This is a genomic window from Pustulibacterium marinum (assembly GCF_900116665.1).
Classification (GTDB): domain Bacteria; phylum Bacteroidota; class Bacteroidia; order Flavobacteriales; family Flavobacteriaceae; genus Pustulibacterium; species Pustulibacterium marinum.
The window spans coordinates 89,306-109,322 of record NZ_FPBK01000003.1 but is presented as its reverse complement, the minus strand read 5'-3'; the positions used below and the strand labels follow the sequence as shown (position 1 = coordinate 109,322).

17 protein-coding genes are annotated in these 20,017 nt (G+C 33.1%); 6 read left to right on the top strand and 11 right to left on the bottom strand.

The window, feature by feature from the left end:
- Window position 1: 1 nt before the first annotated feature.
- From BM383_RS06505 to BM383_RS06495, 3 genes are read right to left on the bottom strand one after another with little or no spacing between them, the layout of a single operon-like run.
- Window positions 2–565, bottom strand: a complete 564-nt coding sequence (locus tag BM383_RS06505) for an RsmD family RNA methyltransferase (RefSeq protein WP_093024253.1) — start codon at window positions 563–565, stop codon at window positions 2–4.
- Entirely contained in the window at window positions 562–1,407 is an 846-nt protein-coding gene (locus BM383_RS06500) for a DUF3822 family protein (protein ID WP_093024251.1), read from the bottom strand. The genes BM383_RS06505 and BM383_RS06500 overlap by 4 nt, the downstream gene beginning before the upstream one ends.
- On the bottom strand, window positions 1,376–2,038 hold the full coding sequence (locus BM383_RS06495) for a hypothetical protein (RefSeq protein ID WP_093024249.1): 663 nt from the start codon (window positions 2,036–2,038) through the stop codon (window positions 1,376–1,378). The genes BM383_RS06500 and BM383_RS06495 overlap by 32 nt, the downstream gene beginning before the upstream one ends.
- Window positions 2,039–2,211: 173 nt before the next feature.
- Here BM383_RS06495 and BM383_RS06490 point away from each other — a divergent pair, with 173 nt between their 5' ends.
- The 4 genes from BM383_RS06490 to BM383_RS06475 all read left to right on the top strand — a co-directional run bounded on the left by BM383_RS06490 (window position 2,212) and on the right by BM383_RS06475 (window position 5,925).
- Window positions 2,212–3,642, top strand: a complete 1,431-nt coding sequence (locus BM383_RS06490; protein WP_093024247.1) for an ATP-dependent DNA helicase — start codon at window positions 2,212–2,214, stop codon at window positions 3,640–3,642.
- 85 nt (window positions 3,643–3,727) lie between these two features.
- Window positions 3,728–4,462: a 3-deoxy-manno-octulosonate cytidylyltransferase gene (gene kdsB / locus BM383_RS06485; RefSeq protein ID WP_093024245.1), complete on the top strand. Its 735-nt coding sequence runs from the start codon at window positions 3,728–3,730 to the stop codon at window positions 4,460–4,462.
- Window positions 4,455–5,147, top strand: a complete 693-nt coding sequence (locus BM383_RS06480) for an HAD family hydrolase (protein ID WP_093024243.1) — start codon at window positions 4,455–4,457, stop codon at window positions 5,145–5,147. Before kdsB ends, BM383_RS06480 begins: the two co-directional genes overlap by 8 nt.
- Window positions 5,148–5,163: 16 nt before the next feature.
- The gene (locus BM383_RS06475; protein WP_093024241.1) at window positions 5,164–5,925 is read left to right on the top strand and encodes a class I SAM-dependent methyltransferase; all 762 of its coding nucleotides are present in this window, start codon (window positions 5,164–5,166) and stop codon (window positions 5,923–5,925) included.
- Here BM383_RS06475 and BM383_RS06470 read toward each other — a convergent pair.
- The 8 genes from BM383_RS06470 to gcvT all read right to left on the bottom strand — a co-directional run bounded on the left by BM383_RS06470 (window position 5,922) and on the right by gcvT (window position 15,603).
- Window positions 5,922–7,418, bottom strand: coding sequence for a carboxypeptidase-like regulatory domain-containing protein (locus tag BM383_RS06470; protein WP_093024239.1), 1,497 nt, complete (start codon window positions 7,416–7,418; stop codon window positions 5,922–5,924). The two genes, BM383_RS06475 and BM383_RS06470, sit on opposite strands and share 4 nt — an antisense overlap.
- Window positions 7,419–7,910: 492 nt before the next feature.
- On the bottom strand, window positions 7,911–9,305 hold the full coding sequence (locus tag BM383_RS06465; protein ID WP_093024237.1) for a tetratricopeptide repeat protein: 1,395 nt from the start codon (window positions 9,303–9,305) through the stop codon (window positions 7,911–7,913).
- A 159-nt stretch (window positions 9,306–9,464) separates the two neighbouring features.
- Window positions 9,465–10,193, bottom strand: coding sequence for a YebC/PmpR family DNA-binding transcriptional regulator (locus BM383_RS06460; RefSeq protein WP_093024235.1), 729 nt, complete (start codon window positions 10,191–10,193; stop codon window positions 9,465–9,467).
- A gap of 52 nt (window positions 10,194–10,245) precedes the next feature.
- The gene (locus tag BM383_RS06455; RefSeq protein ID WP_093024233.1) at window positions 10,246–11,286 is read right to left on the bottom strand and encodes an LIC11966 family surface protein; all 1,041 of its coding nucleotides are present in this window, start codon (window positions 11,284–11,286) and stop codon (window positions 10,246–10,248) included.
- 5 nt (window positions 11,287–11,291) lie between these two features.
- On the bottom strand, window positions 11,292–13,238 hold the full coding sequence (locus BM383_RS06450) for a carboxy terminal-processing peptidase (RefSeq protein WP_177229079.1): 1,947 nt from the start codon (window positions 13,236–13,238) through the stop codon (window positions 11,292–11,294).
- A gap of 147 nt (window positions 13,239–13,385) precedes the next feature.
- Complete coding sequence (locus tag BM383_RS06445) at window positions 13,386–14,201, bottom strand: sugar nucleotide-binding protein (protein WP_093024229.1); 816 nt, start codon at window positions 14,199–14,201, stop codon at window positions 13,386–13,388.
- 26 nt (window positions 14,202–14,227) lie between these two features.
- The gene (locus BM383_RS06440) at window positions 14,228–14,509 is read right to left on the bottom strand and encodes a 4a-hydroxytetrahydrobiopterin dehydratase (protein WP_093024227.1); all 282 of its coding nucleotides are present in this window, start codon (window positions 14,507–14,509) and stop codon (window positions 14,228–14,230) included.
- 14 nt (window positions 14,510–14,523) lie between these two features.
- Entirely contained in the window at window positions 14,524–15,603 is a 1,080-nt protein-coding gene (gene gcvT / locus BM383_RS06435; RefSeq protein WP_093024225.1) for a glycine cleavage system aminomethyltransferase GcvT, read from the bottom strand.
- A 432-nt stretch (window positions 15,604–16,035) separates the two neighbouring features.
- Between gcvT and BM383_RS06430 the strand changes: the two genes are divergently transcribed.
- Both BM383_RS06430 and BM383_RS06425 read left to right on the top strand, forming a co-directional pair.
- Complete coding sequence (locus BM383_RS06430; RefSeq protein WP_177229078.1) at window positions 16,036–17,676, top strand: LysM peptidoglycan-binding domain-containing protein; 1,641 nt, start codon at window positions 16,036–16,038, stop codon at window positions 17,674–17,676.
- Window positions 17,677–17,727: 51 nt separating this feature from the next.
- Window positions 17,728–20,017, top strand: a 2,290-nt coding sequence (locus tag BM383_RS06425; RefSeq protein ID WP_177229077.1) for a hypothetical protein, incomplete at its 3' end; no start/stop codon positions are given.

Genomic DNA, 20,017 nt, shown 5'->3' with positions numbered 1-20,017 from the left:
ATTATTCTTCTATATCTTCTTCATCCGAAGGAATTTCAAAAAAACTAAATACGCTTCCACCGTATCTTTTATCGAATGCAAAAAATGGAAGTTCAGATAATTTGGTGTGTTTGGAGTGTTCTACAATTAAATAACCTTCTTCCGATACTAAATTACGTTCGAAAACAAGTTTAGGGATTTCGGCGAATTGTTCGTCTGAAAAATCATAAGGAGGGTCGGCAAAAATAATATCTGCTGTGATCATCGTTTTTTCTAAGAATTTAAATACATCACTTTTAAAGGTTCTTATGTCAAAGTCTAATTCTTTGGCGGTTTTATTGATGTATTGTACGCAACCAATATTGGCGTCAACAGCAGTAATTTCTTTACAACCTCTACTGGCAAATTCATAACTAATATTTCCGGTTCCGGAAAAAAGATCAAGCAATGAAACTTCATCAAAATAGAAGGAGTTATTTAAAATATTGAATAGGGCTTCTTTTGCAAAATCTGTAGTGGGTCTTACAGGTAATTTGCTTGGCGCCATTAATCGTTTTCCTTTATATTTACCAGATATAATTCTCATGTAAATGAATTGATTAAAACAAAATGATCTAAAAATCTGTTAGTATCTATTTTGAGTAGTTTATCTTTGGGAGTAAGTGTATACGTATTTACATTTCTAATGAAAGTGTATGCAATATCATAAAGAGGATTTCCTTTATCTATTGTAGAAATAAATTGCAAAGGAACCTCTTCAGTATTTAATTCTAGCTGCTCATACGTGAACAATAAATAGTAGATAAAATCTTCCGGAGTATGAAATGAAAAGGAGTTATAGAGCAGTAACTTTCTGTTTTTTGCTACAACCACTTGAAACTCATTTTGGTCAGAAAAATGTACAAATACTTGAGGTGAAGAATGAATGCTTCCTAATTTGAGTATTTGGTTTACTAGGATAGATGAAAAATGTTCAAATTCAAATGATCCAAACCAATCCAAAAAGAAGTTATTAATATTTACAAATGGAATATAAACATTATTCATTTCGGCATTTTCCAATGCATCATAAGTAATGTAATCGTTTCCAAGTATTTTTACATTGAATTTTAAGTAATCTGCAAGATGTTCTTCATTAAAAATTACTTCTGGAACAAAAGCTGAAAGATTATTAATGTAAACAACTTTTAAAGAATCAAATTCTTGTAGAAGCACTTCTGTACCTAAAATAGTATTCTTTACTGCATCAAGAAGCGTTTCCGGGTTTAGGTGTAACGCTTCAAATGAAGTATGTTCTAAAACCTCAATAGTTTGATTCAATGCGTTATGAATACAAAAAGAAAGTCCATTCAGGCTAACCTGAATGGACAATGCTTTATAACTTTTATCTAAAGTGTTACTCTTTATTGTTGTTAGTTTTTGCGTCATAAATAGTTGGCCAGTTACCACTTGTACTTACTTCCTCTAAAGAACCAACAATAATTTCTGGTCCTTTGATGTCTTCGGTGATGTTTTCAGTGGTTAATTCTTGAGCTACTAAATCTTTTGGTTGATCTTGTAACAATACTTCTTTATGTACTTTTGCTTGGAAAACTGGAGCTTGATAACCATTCTTTTCAATAGTTTTTGCTTCAAGTTCGAATTTTTTTGAATCATCAGTATAAGGAACGTACATCATTTTTTTATAGCGATCACTATTTTTGAACAATGAATCCTTAATAGAAACAAATCCTAATGTATCAATGATTTTACCTTCTTTTGGCATATCAATTTTATAAATAGGATCATACTCCATCCATGAAGTATCTCTTTGAGAAGTAATTGTAAATTGTCCATTCTCAATAAAATGAACTAATGAATCATAATTACTAGTGTATTTTCCATTTACAACACGGTAAGCTTCTTCAGATTTACTTATGTCTTTCAATCTAGAAATTACTTTTGCAAAACGTTTTTCTTTAACTTTTTTGAATTCCAATGGTCCAGAAACGGATTTGTATATTTGGTATCCGAAGAAGATACTCAATCCCCAAAGAACTATTTGTGCAGCTATTTTCATTGTATTTGTTATGAATTTATTTTAAACTGATTAACGCAAATCTACAATTTTTTTTCAATCAAAAAAGGATTTAACAATAAAATCATTTTTAATATTTGTTAACAACAATAATGCCAATTAATCAGTGAGTTGCTCATGTTTTTATAATTTTGAAATAAACTTTTGAATGCCTTATGGATGCTGCTGCTTTTTACAAATTATTAAAAGATAAATTTCCGTTTCAACCTACTTTAGTTCAGGAGGTTGTGTTGCAAAAATTATCTGAATTTCTGCTGTCAAAAGACAAGGAGCGCGTTTTTTTATTGAAAGGATATGCAGGAACAGGGAAAACGACCATCATTGCAAACACTGTTAAAAACTTATGGCAAGCAAAGTTAAAAGCAGTGTTGTTAGCACCAACAGGTAGAGCAGCCAAAGTGATTACCAGCTATTCTAATACGACGGCTTTCACCATTCACAAAAAAATTTACTTTCCTAAAAAGCAACAAAATGGAGGTGTAGCTTTTACGTTACAACCTAACAAGCATAGAAATACAGTTTTTATCGTTGATGAAGCTTCTATGATTCCTGATATAAACACGGATTCTAAATTGTTTGAAAATGGTTCGTTGTTAGACGATCTTATGCAATATGTGTATTCCGGTCATCAATGTAAATTATTATTAATTGGTGATACAGCTCAGTTGCCACCAGTAAATTTAACGGTGAGCCCGGCTTTAGATGAGAATACCATAAGTAATCATTACAACAAAGATGTCACCACGTTGGAGATGGATGAAGTAATGCGACAGGCTGAAGATTCGGGGATCCTTTTCAATGCTACTAATATTCGTGAACAATTGTCGGCAGCTTATGCTGAAGATTTTCAGTTTCATATCAAAGGGTTTTCAGATATCATTCGTCTGGTAGACGGTTATGAAATTCAGGAAGCAATTGACGAAGCGTATGGTAGAGTAGGGAAGGAGGAAACTGCACTAATCGTTCGATCTAACAAAAGAGCCAATTTGTACAATCAACAAATAAGAACTAAGATTCTTTTCAATGAAAATGAATTGACTCCGGGAGATTATGTAATGGTGGTGAAGAATAACTATTTCTGGATCAAAGCCACCACGGAAGCAGGGTTTATAGCAAATGGAGATATTCTTGAAGTACTCGAAATTTTTGCCATAAAAGAATTGTACGGCTTCCGATTTGCAGAAGTGAAAGTTCAAATGGTAGATTATCCAAACATGAAACCTTTTGAAACCGTATTGCTTTTAGATACGATTATGGCCGAAAGTCCTTCGCTTTCTTACGATGAAAGTAATCGTTTGTATCAGGAAGTAATGAAAGATTATGAAGGAGAATCGTCTAACTATAAAAAGTTTTTAAAAGTAAAAAGCAATCCGTTTTTCAATGCGTTACAGGTAAAATTCTCCTACGCAATTACGTGTCATAAATCGCAAGGAGGACAGTGGAATACAGTTTTTATTGAACAACCTTATTTGCCCGATGGTGTAAATATAGATTATCTGCGCTGGTTGTACACTGCGGTTACGCGTGCTAAAGAACGCCTGTATTTAATTGGGTTTAAAGACGACTTTTTTGCCGATCTTGATTAACTGAACATTGTAATAAATACTGTTGTCAAACATAATTTTCGTAAATTAAAGCCTAATTTCGCATAGCAAACTATTTTTTAAGTTTATGAAAGTTATAGCAATGATTCCCGCCCGTTATCAGGCATCTCGTTTTCCAGCAAAATTAATGCAAGAGCTTGGAGGAAAAACGGTTATTTTAAGAACGTATGAAGCTGCTGTGGCTACAAATTTGTTCGATGACGTTTTTGTAGTGACGGATAGTGATATTATTTTTCAAGAAATTACTTCGAACGGTGGTAAAGTAATGATGAGCATCAAAGAACATGAATGTGGAAGCGATAGAATTGCCGAAGCGGTAGCAGATTTAGATGTTGATATTGTGGTGAATGTGCAAGGAGATGAACCTTTTACAGAAGCTGAAAGCTTAACCAAAGTGTTAGAGGTTTTTAAACATGATTATGATAAAGAGATTGATCTTGCTTCGTTAATGACGCCACTTACTGATTGGGAAGATATTGAAAACCCAAATAACGTTAAGGTGATTGTAGATAACAGAGATTTTGCGCTGTACTTTTCTCGTTCGCCAATTCCGTATCCTCGTGATAAAAATGCCGGAGCAAAATATTACAAGCACAAAGGGGTGTATGCTTTCAGAAAAGATGCATTGATTGCGTTTCCAAAAATGCAAATGAAACCTTTAGAAGCTACTGAGAAAATAGAAGCTATTCGTTATTTAGAATATGGAAAGAAAATAAAAATGGTGGAAACTAGAGTAACCGGAATAGAAATAGATACTCCGGAAGATTTGGTAAAAGCCAAAAAAATGCTAGATAATGTTTGATGAAATAAAAGTCATTGGTTTTGATGCAGACGATACACTTTGGGTGAACGAAACATATTTTAGAGATGCAGAAGATGCTTTTGCTAAATTGCTTTCTGCCTACGAAACTCCCAATAAAATTGATCAGGAATTATTCCGGAAGGAATTAGATAACTTGGACATCTATGGGTATGGAGTGAAAGGTTTTATGCTTTCTATGGTAGAGTCTGCTCTCGAAATTTCTAACGGAATGGTGAAGCCTGAAATGATTTCAGAAATTCTGAAAATAGGGAAGGATATGATCAACAAACCTGTGGAAGTTTTGGAAGGAATTCCTGAGGTTTTAGAATCGCTTTCAAAAAAGTATAAGTTGATTGTGCTTACCAAAGGTGATTTGTTAGATCAAAAACGAAAGCTAAAAAAATCAAATTTGTCGCACTTTTTTCATCATATAGAAGTGATGACCGAAAAGAAAGAGGAAGACTATTCAGAGGTGTTAAACCATTTGGAAATTCAGCCAAAAGAGTTTTTAATGATCGGAAACTCGTTAAAATCGGATGTCTTGCCTATTATCAATTTAAGAAGTAATGCAGTTCATATTCCCTTTCATACCACATGGGAACATGAAAAAGTTTCTCCTCAAGAATTAGAAAATCAAAAATATCTTACGCTTCAATCAGCTTCAGAATTATTAACCTATTTGTAAAACCAAACTCAAACACATGAACACAAAGTGGAATACAGATTTGTATGATACCAAGCATAATTTTGTGTTTGAATATGGAGCGGGATTAATAGATATACTCAATCCAAAACCAGATGAATATATTTTAGATATAGGTTGTGGTACTGGTGCATTAACCAAGAAAATTCAAGATCTTGGAGCAAATGTTTTAGGAATTGATGCTTCTCAAGATATGATTGCTAAAGCCAAACAAGAGTTTTCTGATACAGAATTTCTTGTAGCCAATGCTGCTGATTTTTCTTTTCCTTCTCAATTTGATGCTATTTTTTCTAACGCCACGTTGCACTGGGTTTTAGAATATAAAGAAGCTGCAAAATGTATGTATGATGCTTTGAAACCAAACGGAAGGTTGGTGATAGAGTTTGGAGGAAAAGGAAACGTAGATGTAATTGTGAAAACATTGCGCATGGTTTTGACTGAGTATGGTTACGTGTCGCAATCCAAATTAGAACAATGGTATTTTCCGTCTGTGAGTGAATATACACAGGTTCTAGAAGCTATAGGTTTTGAGGTGGAATTAGCACAATTGTATAAAAGACCAACACTTTTGGCAGACGAGCAAACCGGAATTACAGATTGGCTGAGTATGTTTGCCGGAAACTTTTTTACAGGTATTGAAAAAGAAAAAGTTTCAGCAATTAAAGAAGAAGTTCAGAAATTACTGAAACCTGTATTGTTCAAAGACGGCAATTGGTATGCCGACTATAAGCGTTTACGGATTGTTGCTACTAAAAATTAGAAAGAAGTAGCTGTATTGTCTTTTCCGTAGTTTTTAATGTCGTCAATAGGAGCCAATACATTATAATCGGCCCAAACAGTAGGATCGTACGTTTCTAATTCTAAATATTCATAATCCTCTTGGTCCACAAGTGTATCATAATTTGTTTGATCTATTTCTCCTTCATTAATCACATAAAACTCTGTTGTAGATAAATTATCTTGTTCAATCATCATATCGAGTTTTAATTTTTGTCTATCATCGTCTCTGTCAACGCGATTTTTGATGAATTTAAAAGCAGGTAGACTCACGTATGCATAGGTTCCACTTTGTCTCTTTCCGAATTTAATGCTGTACTTTCCGTTTTCTTTCTTCTTATAAATAGACGTTACCTTAATACGGTCTTGCTGTACTTTAAAGCCTAATAATTTTAAGTTGATATTATGTAGCTTTTCGCCTTCCATCATAGTGTAATCCAATCGCATAAGTCCGTAATCAAAAACATTGATGTACATTTTTCCGTAAAATGAAGCACTTCCACGATCTGGCGAAAAGGAAATAATGTAAACAGATTCTCCATCTATATTTGTGTAGCCATCCAATTGATATTGGTAACGTTTCATTTTGTTGAAAAAGTCTAAATCGTCATCATTGTAAAAATTGTTGTAGTGGAGGTTTTTATAAAAGATACTATTCTTAACGTATTTTGACTTTCCTTTGGTAGAGTCGGTTTCTTCATCAAATATTTCATCTCTGGTCAAGGAATCTTCTACTTTAAACATACCAAGTTTAAATTTATAAGAAGCATCTTTATCTAAATGTTCTTTGAAAATGTTTACTACTTTTTTAATGATTTTATCTTGAGAAATATCTTCGTCTTCATCTTTCAGGTAAACAAATTTATCTACATTCACCTTGGAAGAATCATTAAGTCTGGCATAAGAACCGTAATACTCTGTGAAATATTGGAATTTTTGACCTTTCATTTTTTCTGAAAATGCTTCGATTTCTTCATTTAGTTTTCTAAGATCTTTTTTAGATTCATCGGTAGCTTTGTCAATTTCAAAATCAAAATCAATTATTTTTTCCTTAGAATTGTTTCGTACGAAAAATGTCTGCTGAAAATTTTTTTGCTCATAATTCTCTGGAGCTTTCTCTAACATGTTGGTAATAATTTCTTCTGGTGTTAATTGTTTGTTGGTTACCAATACTTCATCTAGTTCATTTACATCTTCTTCCAGTATATAAGTATCGTCTACAAAATCTGCAAGGGGGATTTCTAATGTTTTATATCCCATAAAAGAAATTTGAACTTGGGCGTCCTCAGGTTGGTTTTTTGTTTTAATGGTAAAGTATCCTTCGGTATTAGATACTACGCCATAATGATCTCCTATTTGAATGGTTGCATAGGGTATGGGTTCATCTTTCTGATTTACTATTTTTCCGGTTACAGATTGGGCAAATGAAATTACCGCCGATAATAGTAGTAGCAAAGTAAGGTAAGTTTTTTTCATAAAATGTAGTTTTTTTAAAAGACGATGTGTGTAAGTGAATGTTACAAGTTCGAATAAAAATAAAAAAGTCTGCTTACGAAAACAGACTTTTTTTTAACACTCCACGAATATTGGTTGGTTAGTTGGTTATTTTGTGAACGTTTAAGTTGTTCGAAACTACTTTTTTTAGGTGCTTTGTTGCACCTCATTAAACCTAAAGCATACATGATACTTAGTCTTAAGATTCCGAACAAAAATGAAAAAACTACCTAAGATGAAAACTTCCTTGTTCGGATGTTGGATGATTAAAACTTAAGAACTAGTGTTTGTAATAACTTGATGTAAACTTAAGTTTGGAATTTATATAAACCTAAAAATCAACTACACAAAACCTTACTTCTCCTGAAAAATGTAGCTACTCATTAGCTACTCTTTAAGGTATTCTTAAGTTTAAGTAATAATGTTATTGAATTTTAAAATAAAGAAGTGAATATTGACGAAATTCGAATAAGGTTAAATTTCATTGAACCAATTATAAGTATCGGTATTTTTGGGAATATTTAATTTTTTCCTGATTCTATGCTTTTTATTTTGTACAGTTCTGGTTTCTATAAAAGTATATTGAGCAATTTGCTTGGTGGGAATGTTCAATTTTAGCAAGGCACAAAATTTTATTTCAGAAATTGTAAGCTCAGGATTTAGTTCCAGTAATTTATTTCTAAAATCAGGATAAATATTTTCAAAATGAGACAAAAAAGCAGGATCGTCTTTTTTAATCATTTCAATCAATGAATCATAATTGTTGGCTAATTTTTCTTGCTCTGTTTCTTCTGGTTCTACTGGTAATTTTTTTCTTTTCTTAATCAGTATAAACGTTATACTTGAAAGTAGCACAACAATGCTTATGCCGAGAATTATATATAATGTTTGAGAAGATTTATTTTTTTTTGAGGTGTCTTCTTTGACAATTTTTTTTAGTGCTTTATACTTGTTTTGAAGTGTATTTACATTGTAGTCATCTAATTCTTGTTGAAATATTTTTGCTGAATCAGTTTTTCCAAGAGAGGCATAAATGGATTGTAAACTTTCCAGTAATTGACTTCTGTTAAGGGCGTCTCCGGTATTTTTTAGAATATGATATGATTCCAAGTAATTTTTGATGGCATTTGAGGTATCATTTCTTTTTTCTGCTACCTTTCCTAGTATAAACAAATTGGCACCTTTTATATTTTTTTCGCTTACTGCTTTTGTAGAGAGTTCTATGGATTTCTTTACATAATAGGCAGCGGAATCAATGTTTTCATTTAGATATACATTAGCAAGATTAGAATAGTTAATGTATTGAAAATGATTGTACTGAGATTGATCTTTTAGGAAGTTTCCTGTTTTTATCAATTGTTGATGTTTCGCTAATGCTTTTTTGTATTCTTTCTTGTCATAATAGATGTTAGACTGACTTATAAGAATATTTGATTTTATAAAAAATGCTCTTAGAGTGGTATCTTTTGCAATAATATTTTCGGCTTCATTTAAATTATGAAGTGCTTTATCGGGTAGTTCGTTAAGCGAATAACTTTCAGCTAAATAAAGAAGTGCAGAAGATTCGTAAGAAGGTTTTTTATATTTAATTGCTTTGTTTCTTAGTATTTTTGAAGAGGTCAATAAATTATCAATATCCGTTTTGTTGTAGAAATAGTGACATTTTCTATCCAGTAGAAGCAACTCTAAAAGCGGTTCATTTTGAGATTGTGCTTGTTGTATAAGCGTGTCTACTTGCGTATAGGCACTATCCATATTCTTATAGAATAGCAATCCATTTTCTCTCACTTTTTCTTTTAAGTCTTGAGAAAATAGGATATACGGAAAAATAATCAGTACATATAATATGTATAGATTGTTAGTTTTCATCTAGGTAAACGGTAATTTTCTGTGAAAATAGAAAATGAAATTTAAACAAGAAGTGTTATTAACTTTATTTTTTTGAACAAATTTTTGTCAATAAAACTTACAAAAATGAAAAAAGGAGCTGTAAAGAGCTCCTTTTTAAAATTTTATCTTGGTAGATGATTATGCTTCTTCGTTAGAAGTTTCTTCCATAGTATGGAAAACATTTTGAACATCGTCATCTTCTTCAATTTTCTCCAATAGTTTTTCAACATCTGCAGCTTCTTCAGCAGAAAGTGATTTGGTAACTTGTGGAATTCTATCAAATCCAGAAGATAAGATTTCTATTCCGCGTTCTTCTAATTCTTTCTGAATACCTCCAAAACTTTCAAACGGAGCATAAATATGGATTCCATCTTCATCATGAAAAACTTCTTCTGCACCGTAATCTATCATCTCTAGCTCTAATTCTTCAGGATCTAATCCTTCTGCGTTTACTCGAAAATTACAAGTGTGGTCAAACATAAATTCAACAGATCCACTCGTACCTAAGTTTCCATTACATTTGTTAAAGTAACTTCTAATGTTGGCTACAGTTCTGTTATTATTATCGGTTGCTGTTTCAATTAAAATAGCAATCCCGTGAGGAGCATATCCTTCAAACAAAACCTCTTTGTAATCTCCTTGATCTTTATCAGAAGCTCTTTTAATAGCGCGCTCAATATTATCTTTTGGCATATTGGCAGCCTTCGCGTTCTGGATTACTGCACGTAAGCGAGAGTTAGCATCTGGGTCGGGACCACCTTCTTTAACTGCCATTACAATATCTTTACCAATTCTAGTAAAGGTCTTGGCCATTGCAGACCAGCGCTTCATTTTTCTAGCTTTTCTAAATTCGAAAGCTCTTCCCATATGATTTTATTTTTTGTCTTAAAATTCTAGTGGTACAAATATAAAGTTTGTTTTAATTTTTTGGTATATGCTTGCTTAAAAAGTTGTTACTTACGGTTTCCCATTCGGTAAGTAACACTGTTCTTTCTTGATTGAGACGTTCGTTTGTCTTGTTAAACTTGGCAACTTCGGTATTTACTTGTTTAACCAGATTGTTGTACTCATCAATTTCTTCTTTGGTTCTGTCTTTTGCTTTTTTACTTTCGAGTGCTTGTTGCATTTTAGTTATTTTATCATTCAAAAGCATGAAGTCAATCATTTCTGGGACACTTATTTCTGCTTCTTCTTTATAAAATAAAAGTACTTTTTTGGTAACATCAATGATAGATGAATCATTATTGTACGCCTGAATTGTTTGCAGCGAGTCAAGACCTTCTTGAGCAAAAGCTTGCAATGCTGAGGCTTTTTGCTGAATATCTCCCACATTGTGGCTACCTAAAGAACCAATTAATAGATTTTCCTGAAAATTAGCTTTAAAAAAGGGTAGATACGCTGCGTTTTTATGTTGAAAAACTGCGTTTGAAATTTTCATTTTTTTGGAAAGATCACTCTCTTGTCCTGCAACAAGATTTATGTTGTATTTCTTAGCAAAAGTTGCTTGAGCGCTGTCTATTTCAGTAGAAGCATGTTCCATTTTTTCATCAACCTTTTCTTGTAGAAGAATATAGGCTTCCATGGCGTCGTAGGATTGCTCAGCGATTTCTTTTAAGTCTACAATTTTTGCATAATCGTTATTGATAGAATTTTCATAAATGGTAAGATAGTTTACAAATTCATTCTTATAGGTGTCATCTCCATCTACACTTGGCATTTGAGAAATTTTTCTTTTGGAAAGTTGAATTTGAGTTACTAGATTTTTACGAGTTTTTTCAATTTTTCTAGGTCTTTTATCGTGCGCTACTGCTTTGGTATATTGCCAAACTTGAGTGTTTAGTTTTTCATTTTCTTTTGATAGAAATTCTAAATATTCTAATGCTTTGTTTTTTTCTTGTGCTTCAACTTGGGCAAATCCAAAGAAGAATAAAGAAAAAGCAATAAGTAGTTTTGTTTTCATTTTGGTTAGTGTTTTATGATATCGTTTAAAATGTGGTAGGTTTCTATGAGTTCAAAGTCTTCAGAAAGTGATTTCTTTTTAGAATCATCTATCGTGGTGGCGTCACTATTTTTTGAAAGAATTTCTTTGGCAGCTTCTGTGTTCTCAATAGTGAAAAAAGTATTTTTTGCGTGCAGACCATTTAGTTGATCAATAATTTCTTTGAAAATTTGCTCTCTACTCTCAATAGCTTTTAGAGTCAATGGAATAGGGTTGCGATCATCTGCATAGCGTTTCAATTCATCTTTTATATGATTGATTGTTGCAGTTTCCGGTAAAGCTGCCAAGCGCTCACTGCTTTTTACTTGGAAAGATGAAATGTTTTTCGCTGAAGGAAATTTGAAATATACTTTTTTTACAATGGTATCTTTTGCTAGTACATTTTTATAATCGGATTCTCTTTTTCCGTAACCACTCAAAGCACTTGGAAGTTCAAAATCTGGTATAACACCACTTTTCTGCCATGATTTTCCAGTAATTCGGTATAATTTTTCAATGGTAACTTTTACAAAACCAGCTTTTGGATCTTCAGGATTTACAGGACGAATAATTTGTCCACTTCCTTTTCCAAAAGTTGGAGAACCTACTATAAATGCACGTTGATGATCTTGCAAAGCAGCACTTACATACTCAGAAGCAGAAGCTGAATGACCATTGACCATAACTACCATAGGTTTGCTAAAAATAGTACCGCGGTTGTAATCTTTATAAATATCACTTTGGTCTTGAAAATTATTGATGATAGCTACTGGACCGCGATCTATAAATAAACCAACCAAGTCAGTTGCTTCTTGTAAAGATCCACCGCCATTGTCTCGAAGATCTAGTACTAGGGCGCTTATTCCTTCTTTATTTAATCGTAATACTTCTTTGGCAATATCATTTGCACAACCCATTCCAAAATCTTCACTCGTATAGAAGCTTGGAAGGCGTATGTATCCAATCTTTTGCGATCCGTCTAAAATGTAACTGTCAACTGTATTCTCTGAAACATGTATGTTTTCTTTTTTCAGAGTAACATCGGTAATTTCTTTGGTTTCTTTTTTTCTTATTTTGAATTGAATTGCAGTGTTTTCAGGATCATAAATAAAAGAGTACAATGTTTCCACGCCTATACAATTCATATCTAGTTTTTTTTTGTTTGAATTGATTTCCAATACTTCATCACCTTCTGAAACCATATCGTGTTTCCAGGCAGAACTTCCTGGTTGTACTTCGCTTATAGAAACAATTCCTTCATCGTTCTTTGAGAAGAAAACTCCAATAGATTTAAAATCATCATGAATAGATTCGTCAAAAAAACTTTTCTCACTGTTATTAAAATAGTTGGTATGAGGGTCAAAATAGGAGCAGAACGTATTCAAAAACCAATCTTGCATCTTTTTCCTTAGCGATACATCGTCATTTAATTTATCGGCAATGGTGCACAGTTCATTAGATATAATTTGTTGTGCATAGTTTGGAGCTTCTTTGCTGAAAATGCTTGTACTATCGGCAATATCTAAATACCTGTCAATAGTTTCTTTTCTTATTTTTTTGGACCAAAATCTTTTTAACTCTTTGGTATCATCTGCGTAGCTAAACTCTTTTCTTTTTTCACCAATCTGATAATAGTGCAACGAGTCCTTACCACTATAGTCTAATTGGGTTACATTGATTTCTGAAAGGATATTTTTAGTGTCATTCAACCTCTTTTTATAAACTGAATAAAATTCTTCAAAAAAACTACAATCTTGGTTTGTTAAATAATCGTCTAGTTGGTATCGATGTTTTTGTAAAGAATCGAGATCAGGTTTTGTGAGAATCAAATCATCTTCGTCTAGTTTATGTAAATAGGAGACAAAAACGTAATTGGAAAGTGAATCATCCACAGTTTTTGGAGCGTAGTGAAACTCCTGAATTACCTTATTCACATTGGTAAAATTATCGCAGAAAGTATTTTGTGAAAAAGATGAATTGTAAAAAATTAAGAAAAAAAGTAAAAGTATGTTAGAGATTCTCATTTTTATGCGACATGGTTTCTGTAAAAATAGGAATATCTTGCAGAAATCATAACTATTTTATGAGAATTTAATGCTGTCTTTTAGAACGTCGTCTGTTGTTAATTGTAAATGTTTTGGGAGTTTATTGTCTTTAGGAATTACCGCTAAAAACCGATCATAATTAGAAGTATACACATTCTTAAAAACGATATTTTTTAGTTGTAGTCCTTTACAAATCTCTTCAATAAACTCATTGTGGTGAATCAAATCGGTACTGCCTAAATGAAAAATTCCCTTTTTGTTTCGGTTTACCATGTAGTGAATTTGCTGTGCAAGTTTATCAGCATAAGTGGTGTTCATAACCAAATCTGGGAAAACCTCATAAGGAACTTCTAGCTTATGATGTGCTAATATTTCCTGTACTCGTGGAGAACCAGTTCCAAAAACCATTGGAACTCTGGCAATGCAGTAATTCTTTTCCGGAATTCTGAGTAGTTTGTTTTCAATTCTGATTTTTAAACGGCCCCATTTGCTTTCAGAAAGTGTTTTATCCATTTCATAGGAAGGAAAATTGGTAAACGCATCAAAAACATTGGCAGAAGAAAGAAAGATGATTTTTCGATTTGAATTTTTTACATAATCTATCAAAACATCATGCACTGCAATTTGTTCATCAAAGTCGCCTCTCAAGGCAGAAATAATGATATGTGGTTTTACTTCTTTCAACACTTCATCTACGCCATCGATATCCATATCAAAACGAATGAAATGCTGATTTTTTCGGAAAGATTTTTTACTTCTATATGTGCCGTAAACATCATAATAGGAGCAAAGTTCTTTATAAATGGTATTTCCTATAAAGCCACTTGCTCCTAATATCAATATTCTATTCAAATTATATGCTCCTTTTTGGCATACAGCTAAGCTACCAACTCATCAATGAGTTTGGCGAATTCCACGTCTTTTTCGGTAACTCCGTCTGCATCATGTGTGGTTAAACGTATGGTTAAAGTATTGTAGCTATTGCTCCAATCTGGGTGATGTTGCAAGCGCTCTGCTTCAAAAGCAATTCTGGTAATGGCCGAGAATGCATCTTTGAAGTTAGGAAACTCAAAAGAAGTTTCCAGACCATTGTCTATAAAGTGCCAACCTTGAAGGTCTTGCAAAATGGTGTTGATTTCTGTTTCGTTCAATTTTTTCATAGCAATTAACTTTTTTATTTGTAAAAAGGAAGTTTTACTACGGTAGCCGGTACAGCTTTTTTACGAACCTGAATACATATTTCTGAACCTGGTTTGCTCAATTCAGTAGGTACATATCCTAATCCAATTCCTTTTCCTAAAGATGGCGACATGGTTCCACTGGTTACTATACCAATTTTGTTTCCTTCCGCATCTACAATATCATAATAGTGGCGTGGAATGGCGCGTTCATTCATTTCAAAACCGACCAATTTTCTTGTAACACCTTCCTCTTTTTGAGTTTTTAAAGCATCTGAATTTACAAAATCTTTGGTGAATTTGGTAATCCAGCCTAAACCAGCTTCTAATGGAGAAGTTTCGTCGTTGATATCATTTCCGTATAAGCAGAATCCCATTTCTAAACGTAAAGTATCTCTCGCAGCCAAACCTATTGGTTTTATGCCAAAATCGGCGCCGGCTTCCATTACTTTACTCCAAACCTGTTCTACTTCTGTGTTTTTACAATAAATTTCAAAACCACCACTTCCTGTATATCCTGTTGCTGAAATAATTACATGTTCAATTCCTGCAAAATCGGCTACTTCAAAATTGTAATATTTAATAGCTGAAAGATCTACAGAAGTTAAACTTTGCATAGCCTCTACCGCTTTTGGACCTTGAATAGCTAATAACGAATAATTGTCTGAAATATTTTTCATTTCAGCTTCCATTGTATTATGAGACGCAATCCAGTTCCAATCTTTTTCAATGTTTGAAGCATTTACTACAAGAAGGTATTGTTCCTCTTTTATTTTATAAATCAATAAGTCATCTACAATTCCACCTTTGTCATTTGGCATACAGCTATATTGTGCTTTACCAATAGTTAGTTTTGAAGCATCGTTAGAAGATATTTTCTGAATTAAATCCAAAGCATTTGGCCCGGAAACCAAAAATTCTCCCATGTGTGAAACGTCAAAAACACCCACAGCTTTTCTCACTGTTTCGTGTTCAATAGTTACACCTTCGTATTGTACCGGCATTTGAAATCCTGCGAAAGGAACCATTTTTGCTCCAAGAGCCTCGTGTGTAGTATGTAGTTGTATTTGTTTCATTATAATTATAGTTAGTAGTATTTAATTTGTGCAAATGTATTCATTTCTTTTGTTTCGAAAAGGTGCTAAAACTTTATAATAAATTATCTGAATTTTAGATGTCATAATAATAGTTTCAGTATAAATTGTTTATAAGTTTTTTACGCTATTTATTTGTAGGTAAATATCTATGAGAATGAAGTAGGGAATGTTAGATCTACAAACTACGGGAAGTACTCAAAATACATTTTTTTTTAAAAAAATGAGGGTATTGTGGAAGAAAACCTAAATTTGTAATAAGTATTTTTATTATTCAATAGAAAATTTATGCATTTAGTAAAAAATGTTTTCTAAAGTGATAAAAGTTAAAAAAAAGATTGATTGTATTGAAAATTTTATAATTTTAGATGGTATTTTATGACTATACAATATATTGTGAAAAATCTGGTAACTATGTTTTTTAAACCAAGTAAATTATTTTTTGTGCTGTTGCTTTGCTTGGTAAGTAATTCAATTTCTGCTCAAGAGGTAATGAAACATACTGTTGTTGCTGGAGAAACCAAGTATAAACTTTCGAGACAATATCATATTTCTATTGAAGATTTAGAGGCTCAAAATCCACAAATAGTTTCAGGGTTAAAAACGGGTCAGGTTCTCACAATTACAAATGGAGTTGCTAACAGTGCTGAACAAAAGATAGATGTTTTATCAAAATTTCAGAGTTTTGAAGCTTCCAGCAATGCTAACGGAGAAGTTTCACAGCATAGTAACGGAGAAATTTTATATAAAATAGCGAATGGAGATACAAAATATAGTGTAGCAAAAAGATTTAATTTATCGGTAGAAGAGTTAGACAGATTGAATCCATCATTGGGAAATTCTTTTCATGCTGAATCAAATATTATCCTCCATAAAGGAAATAGTGAAATAGCTACAACAACTATTTATAAAACAACCACCAATAGTGCTGGTAAATCAGAAGAAAATGAAGCTGAGGTGGAAAATGAAGCTGAACAACAAGTCTCTGTGAATCGTAAAGCTACGATTGAACAAGAAGAAGTCTTAGTGTCAGATAATTTATTTATAAAGAATTTATCAGAAGGTCAACATAAGAAAATAGGGTTTATCTATAGCGCCAATTTTGAAGAAGAGAATCCGGAGTTTGCTGAATTTTATAAAGGAGCTATGTTGGCAATAGATTCCCTGAAATCTTTAGGGATTACGGTAGAAGAACATACAGCCAATGCAATGGCATTAACATCGGGTGAAATAGCTAATTTATCTACGTCCGATTTATTTATTTCTACGGCAGATGTTTTTGGAGTGCATAAACTTCAGAACAAAGTAGAGCAGCATATTCCAGTGGTTTATGGATCACCCGTTTTGTGGGATACCACAGAAAAATCAAAAGCTTATTTTGCCTTACCGCCAAATGATTTTACACAACGAATGCTTTTAGATTATCTTACAAGCCAAAATGGTAATGTTATTGTTGTAAATGGTATAGACGCAACTGTAAAGCCTTCTTTCATTACAGATGAATATCCAGAAATCTCTCAGATTTCCACACCGGAAAATGGAGTGATAGAAGAAAAAACTATAGTAGAACATTTAAAAGAAGGAACCAAAAATTTTATTGTTTTGAACACGGAGAGATCAAATACGATTCTTAATGTGACCAATGCATTACTTCATAATTATTCAAAATTTAATACAGAATTAGCATCCTTTCTTACAGTAGATTTTTTAAATGACGATAACGTATCAAATAAGCGATTTGAAGTTTTAAAAATGATCTATCCGAAAATGGAATCAGTTAAAGGTAGTAAAGTTCATAAAGAAAAGTTCTTCAAAAAATTCAAGTCTAAATATAATTTAGAACCTAGTGAAAAAGCAATCATAGGTTTTGACGTTACTTTTGATGCAGTTCTAAGACTTTCACAAAATCAAGGTTTTGAAGAAACTTTAGACGTCACTTCGGAAGGATTACAATTAATTTTTGATTACTCAGAAACAAAACAACCAAACGAATATATAAACCAAAACACACATCTGTACCAGCTAAATAATGGAAAGGAAGTTCAACTCAAGTGATAACCAAATGTAGTAATGGAACAGATACAAAAAATAATTTCACGTTAACTAATGGAAAAAATTACTCTTAGAGGATTTTTAATATGTTTCTTGTTTAATCTTCTTCTATCACAAAATATTTTTTCGCAGTGCCCCTCAATACCAAACACTACTCAGTATTTCTGTGATTCTCAAGATCCAACCATAGCAAGCTTAACCGCAGTTGATACCGGGGATGGAGTGCAATGGTACGCAACCGCATCTTCCACTATTCCATTAAATTCAGATACAGCTTTGATTGATGGAATGACCTATTTTGCTGATAACAATACAGGTACATGTGGCGCACGTGAAAGTGTAGAAGTAATTATTTATGGAGAGCCGCAAGGAGTAAGTTATCAAGGATTTTGTATCACCTCATCTTCACAAGTATTACCAACCATAGCAGATTTGTTTGCTGTAGGAGAAAATTTATTATGGTACGATGCAGAAATCGGGGGAAATGTACTTTCAGAAAGTACCACGTTAACGGATGGTCAATTGTATTACGTAAGCCAAACTCCTTCTGGAACTGGTTGTGAAACAACTCGCTTCAGTGTTTTAGTGAGTTTGTTTTTAGTTACGGAAGCTCCGGTAGGAGATAGTGAACAATATTTTTGTGGAAGTTCTTCAAACCCACCAACGGTTGCAGATATTTTGGCATCTGGTACCAATAATTGGTATAGCTCGTTGACCGCAAGTACTCCTTTAAATAATGCAACACCCTTAATAGACGGCGCAACCTATTATGGTACAGAAGTGAACGCTCCCTGTGAAAGTGATAATAGATTGGCTGTTACAGTTACTGTTTACGATGAAAATATAGCCGGAGATGATACAACTTTAGAACTTTGTGAGAGTGATTTAGCCAATATTGGAACTATAGATCTTTTTTCAGAATTGAACGGAAATCCAGATTCAAATGGGGTTTGGACAGGAGATTTACCCGTTTCGGGAAATATTGTTGATGCAACGTCAATGTCTGGAAATAATACATATAGTTTTACTTATACCGTTCAAAACTCAACAAGTTGTCCCGAAGATTCAGCGATTGTGACCATTGTAGTGAGTCCAACTATAAATTCTGGTGAGAATGGAGTAGCTTCTTTTTGTATTTTAGATGCAGGAGAGGACCTAATTAATTATCTAGGAGGTTCGCCAGATACGGGAGGTACTTGGAGTCCTGCCTTGGCAAGCGGAACAGGTTTTTTTGATCCTTCACAAGATTCTTCAGGAACGTATACCTATACTGTTTTGGGATCTGGAGGGTGCGATGCTAGCAGTGCTACTGTAGATGTAACTGTTTTCAATCTACCTCAAGCCGCTGTATTTACAGGAGTTCAGGATGTTTGTGCTAATAATTCTAGCTTTGATTTATATTCATTACTAGATGGATCTGAAGATATTACCGGAACTTGGCTGGATAATTCCAATGCTACAATAACTAATCCTATAGATGCATCCTCGCTGACTTTGGGTGCTCATAGTTTTACTTATGAGGTTTCAAATTTTTGTGGAGTTACTTCCACAGCTGTTACAATCAATGTGATACAAGGCCCATCTTCTGGAACGTTTACGGGAATAGTAGATTTTTGTAATCCATCAACTAATTTGGACTTGTTTACCCTGTTAGATGGTAGCCAAGATAGTGGAGGTATTTGGACAAACCAATCTGGAGTCTCTGTTTCAGAAAGCATAGACTTAAGTACGCTTTCAGTAGGGACATATAGCTATTCTTATACGGTTACGAGCACGGCATGTGATAGCGTTGCTACAGAAGTTACTTTTACAATTTCATCAACTGATTCCTCGGGAGTTTTCACAGGGAGTCAAGACGTTTGCTCTACAACCAGTGCTTTTGATTTATTTAGCCTATTGGATGGTTCAGAATCCGTTAACGGAACATGGCTAGATAGTTCTAACAATACCATTACAAATCCTATTGATGTCAACACACTTGCTTTAGGAACACAGACGTATACATATCAAGTAAATAATTCATGTGGAAGTTCTTCAACAACGGTTAACTTTGAAGTGCTTGAAGGTTTCTCTTCCGGTACTGCTATCAATGATGTATCATATTGCGCTAGTACAGGAACAATAGATTTGTTTGATTTATTAGCTAACGAAGATACCGGAGGAATTTGGACCGATGCTTCCAATAATACAGTAGCTAGTGAAATCGACATCACTTCATTGACAGCAGGAACATACAATTACACCTATAAAGTAAGCAGCGCGAGTTGTGGAGACAATGCCACCACAGTTACTTTTGAAATTTCTGAAGAATTATCATCTGGAGTATTTACCGGTATTCAAAATG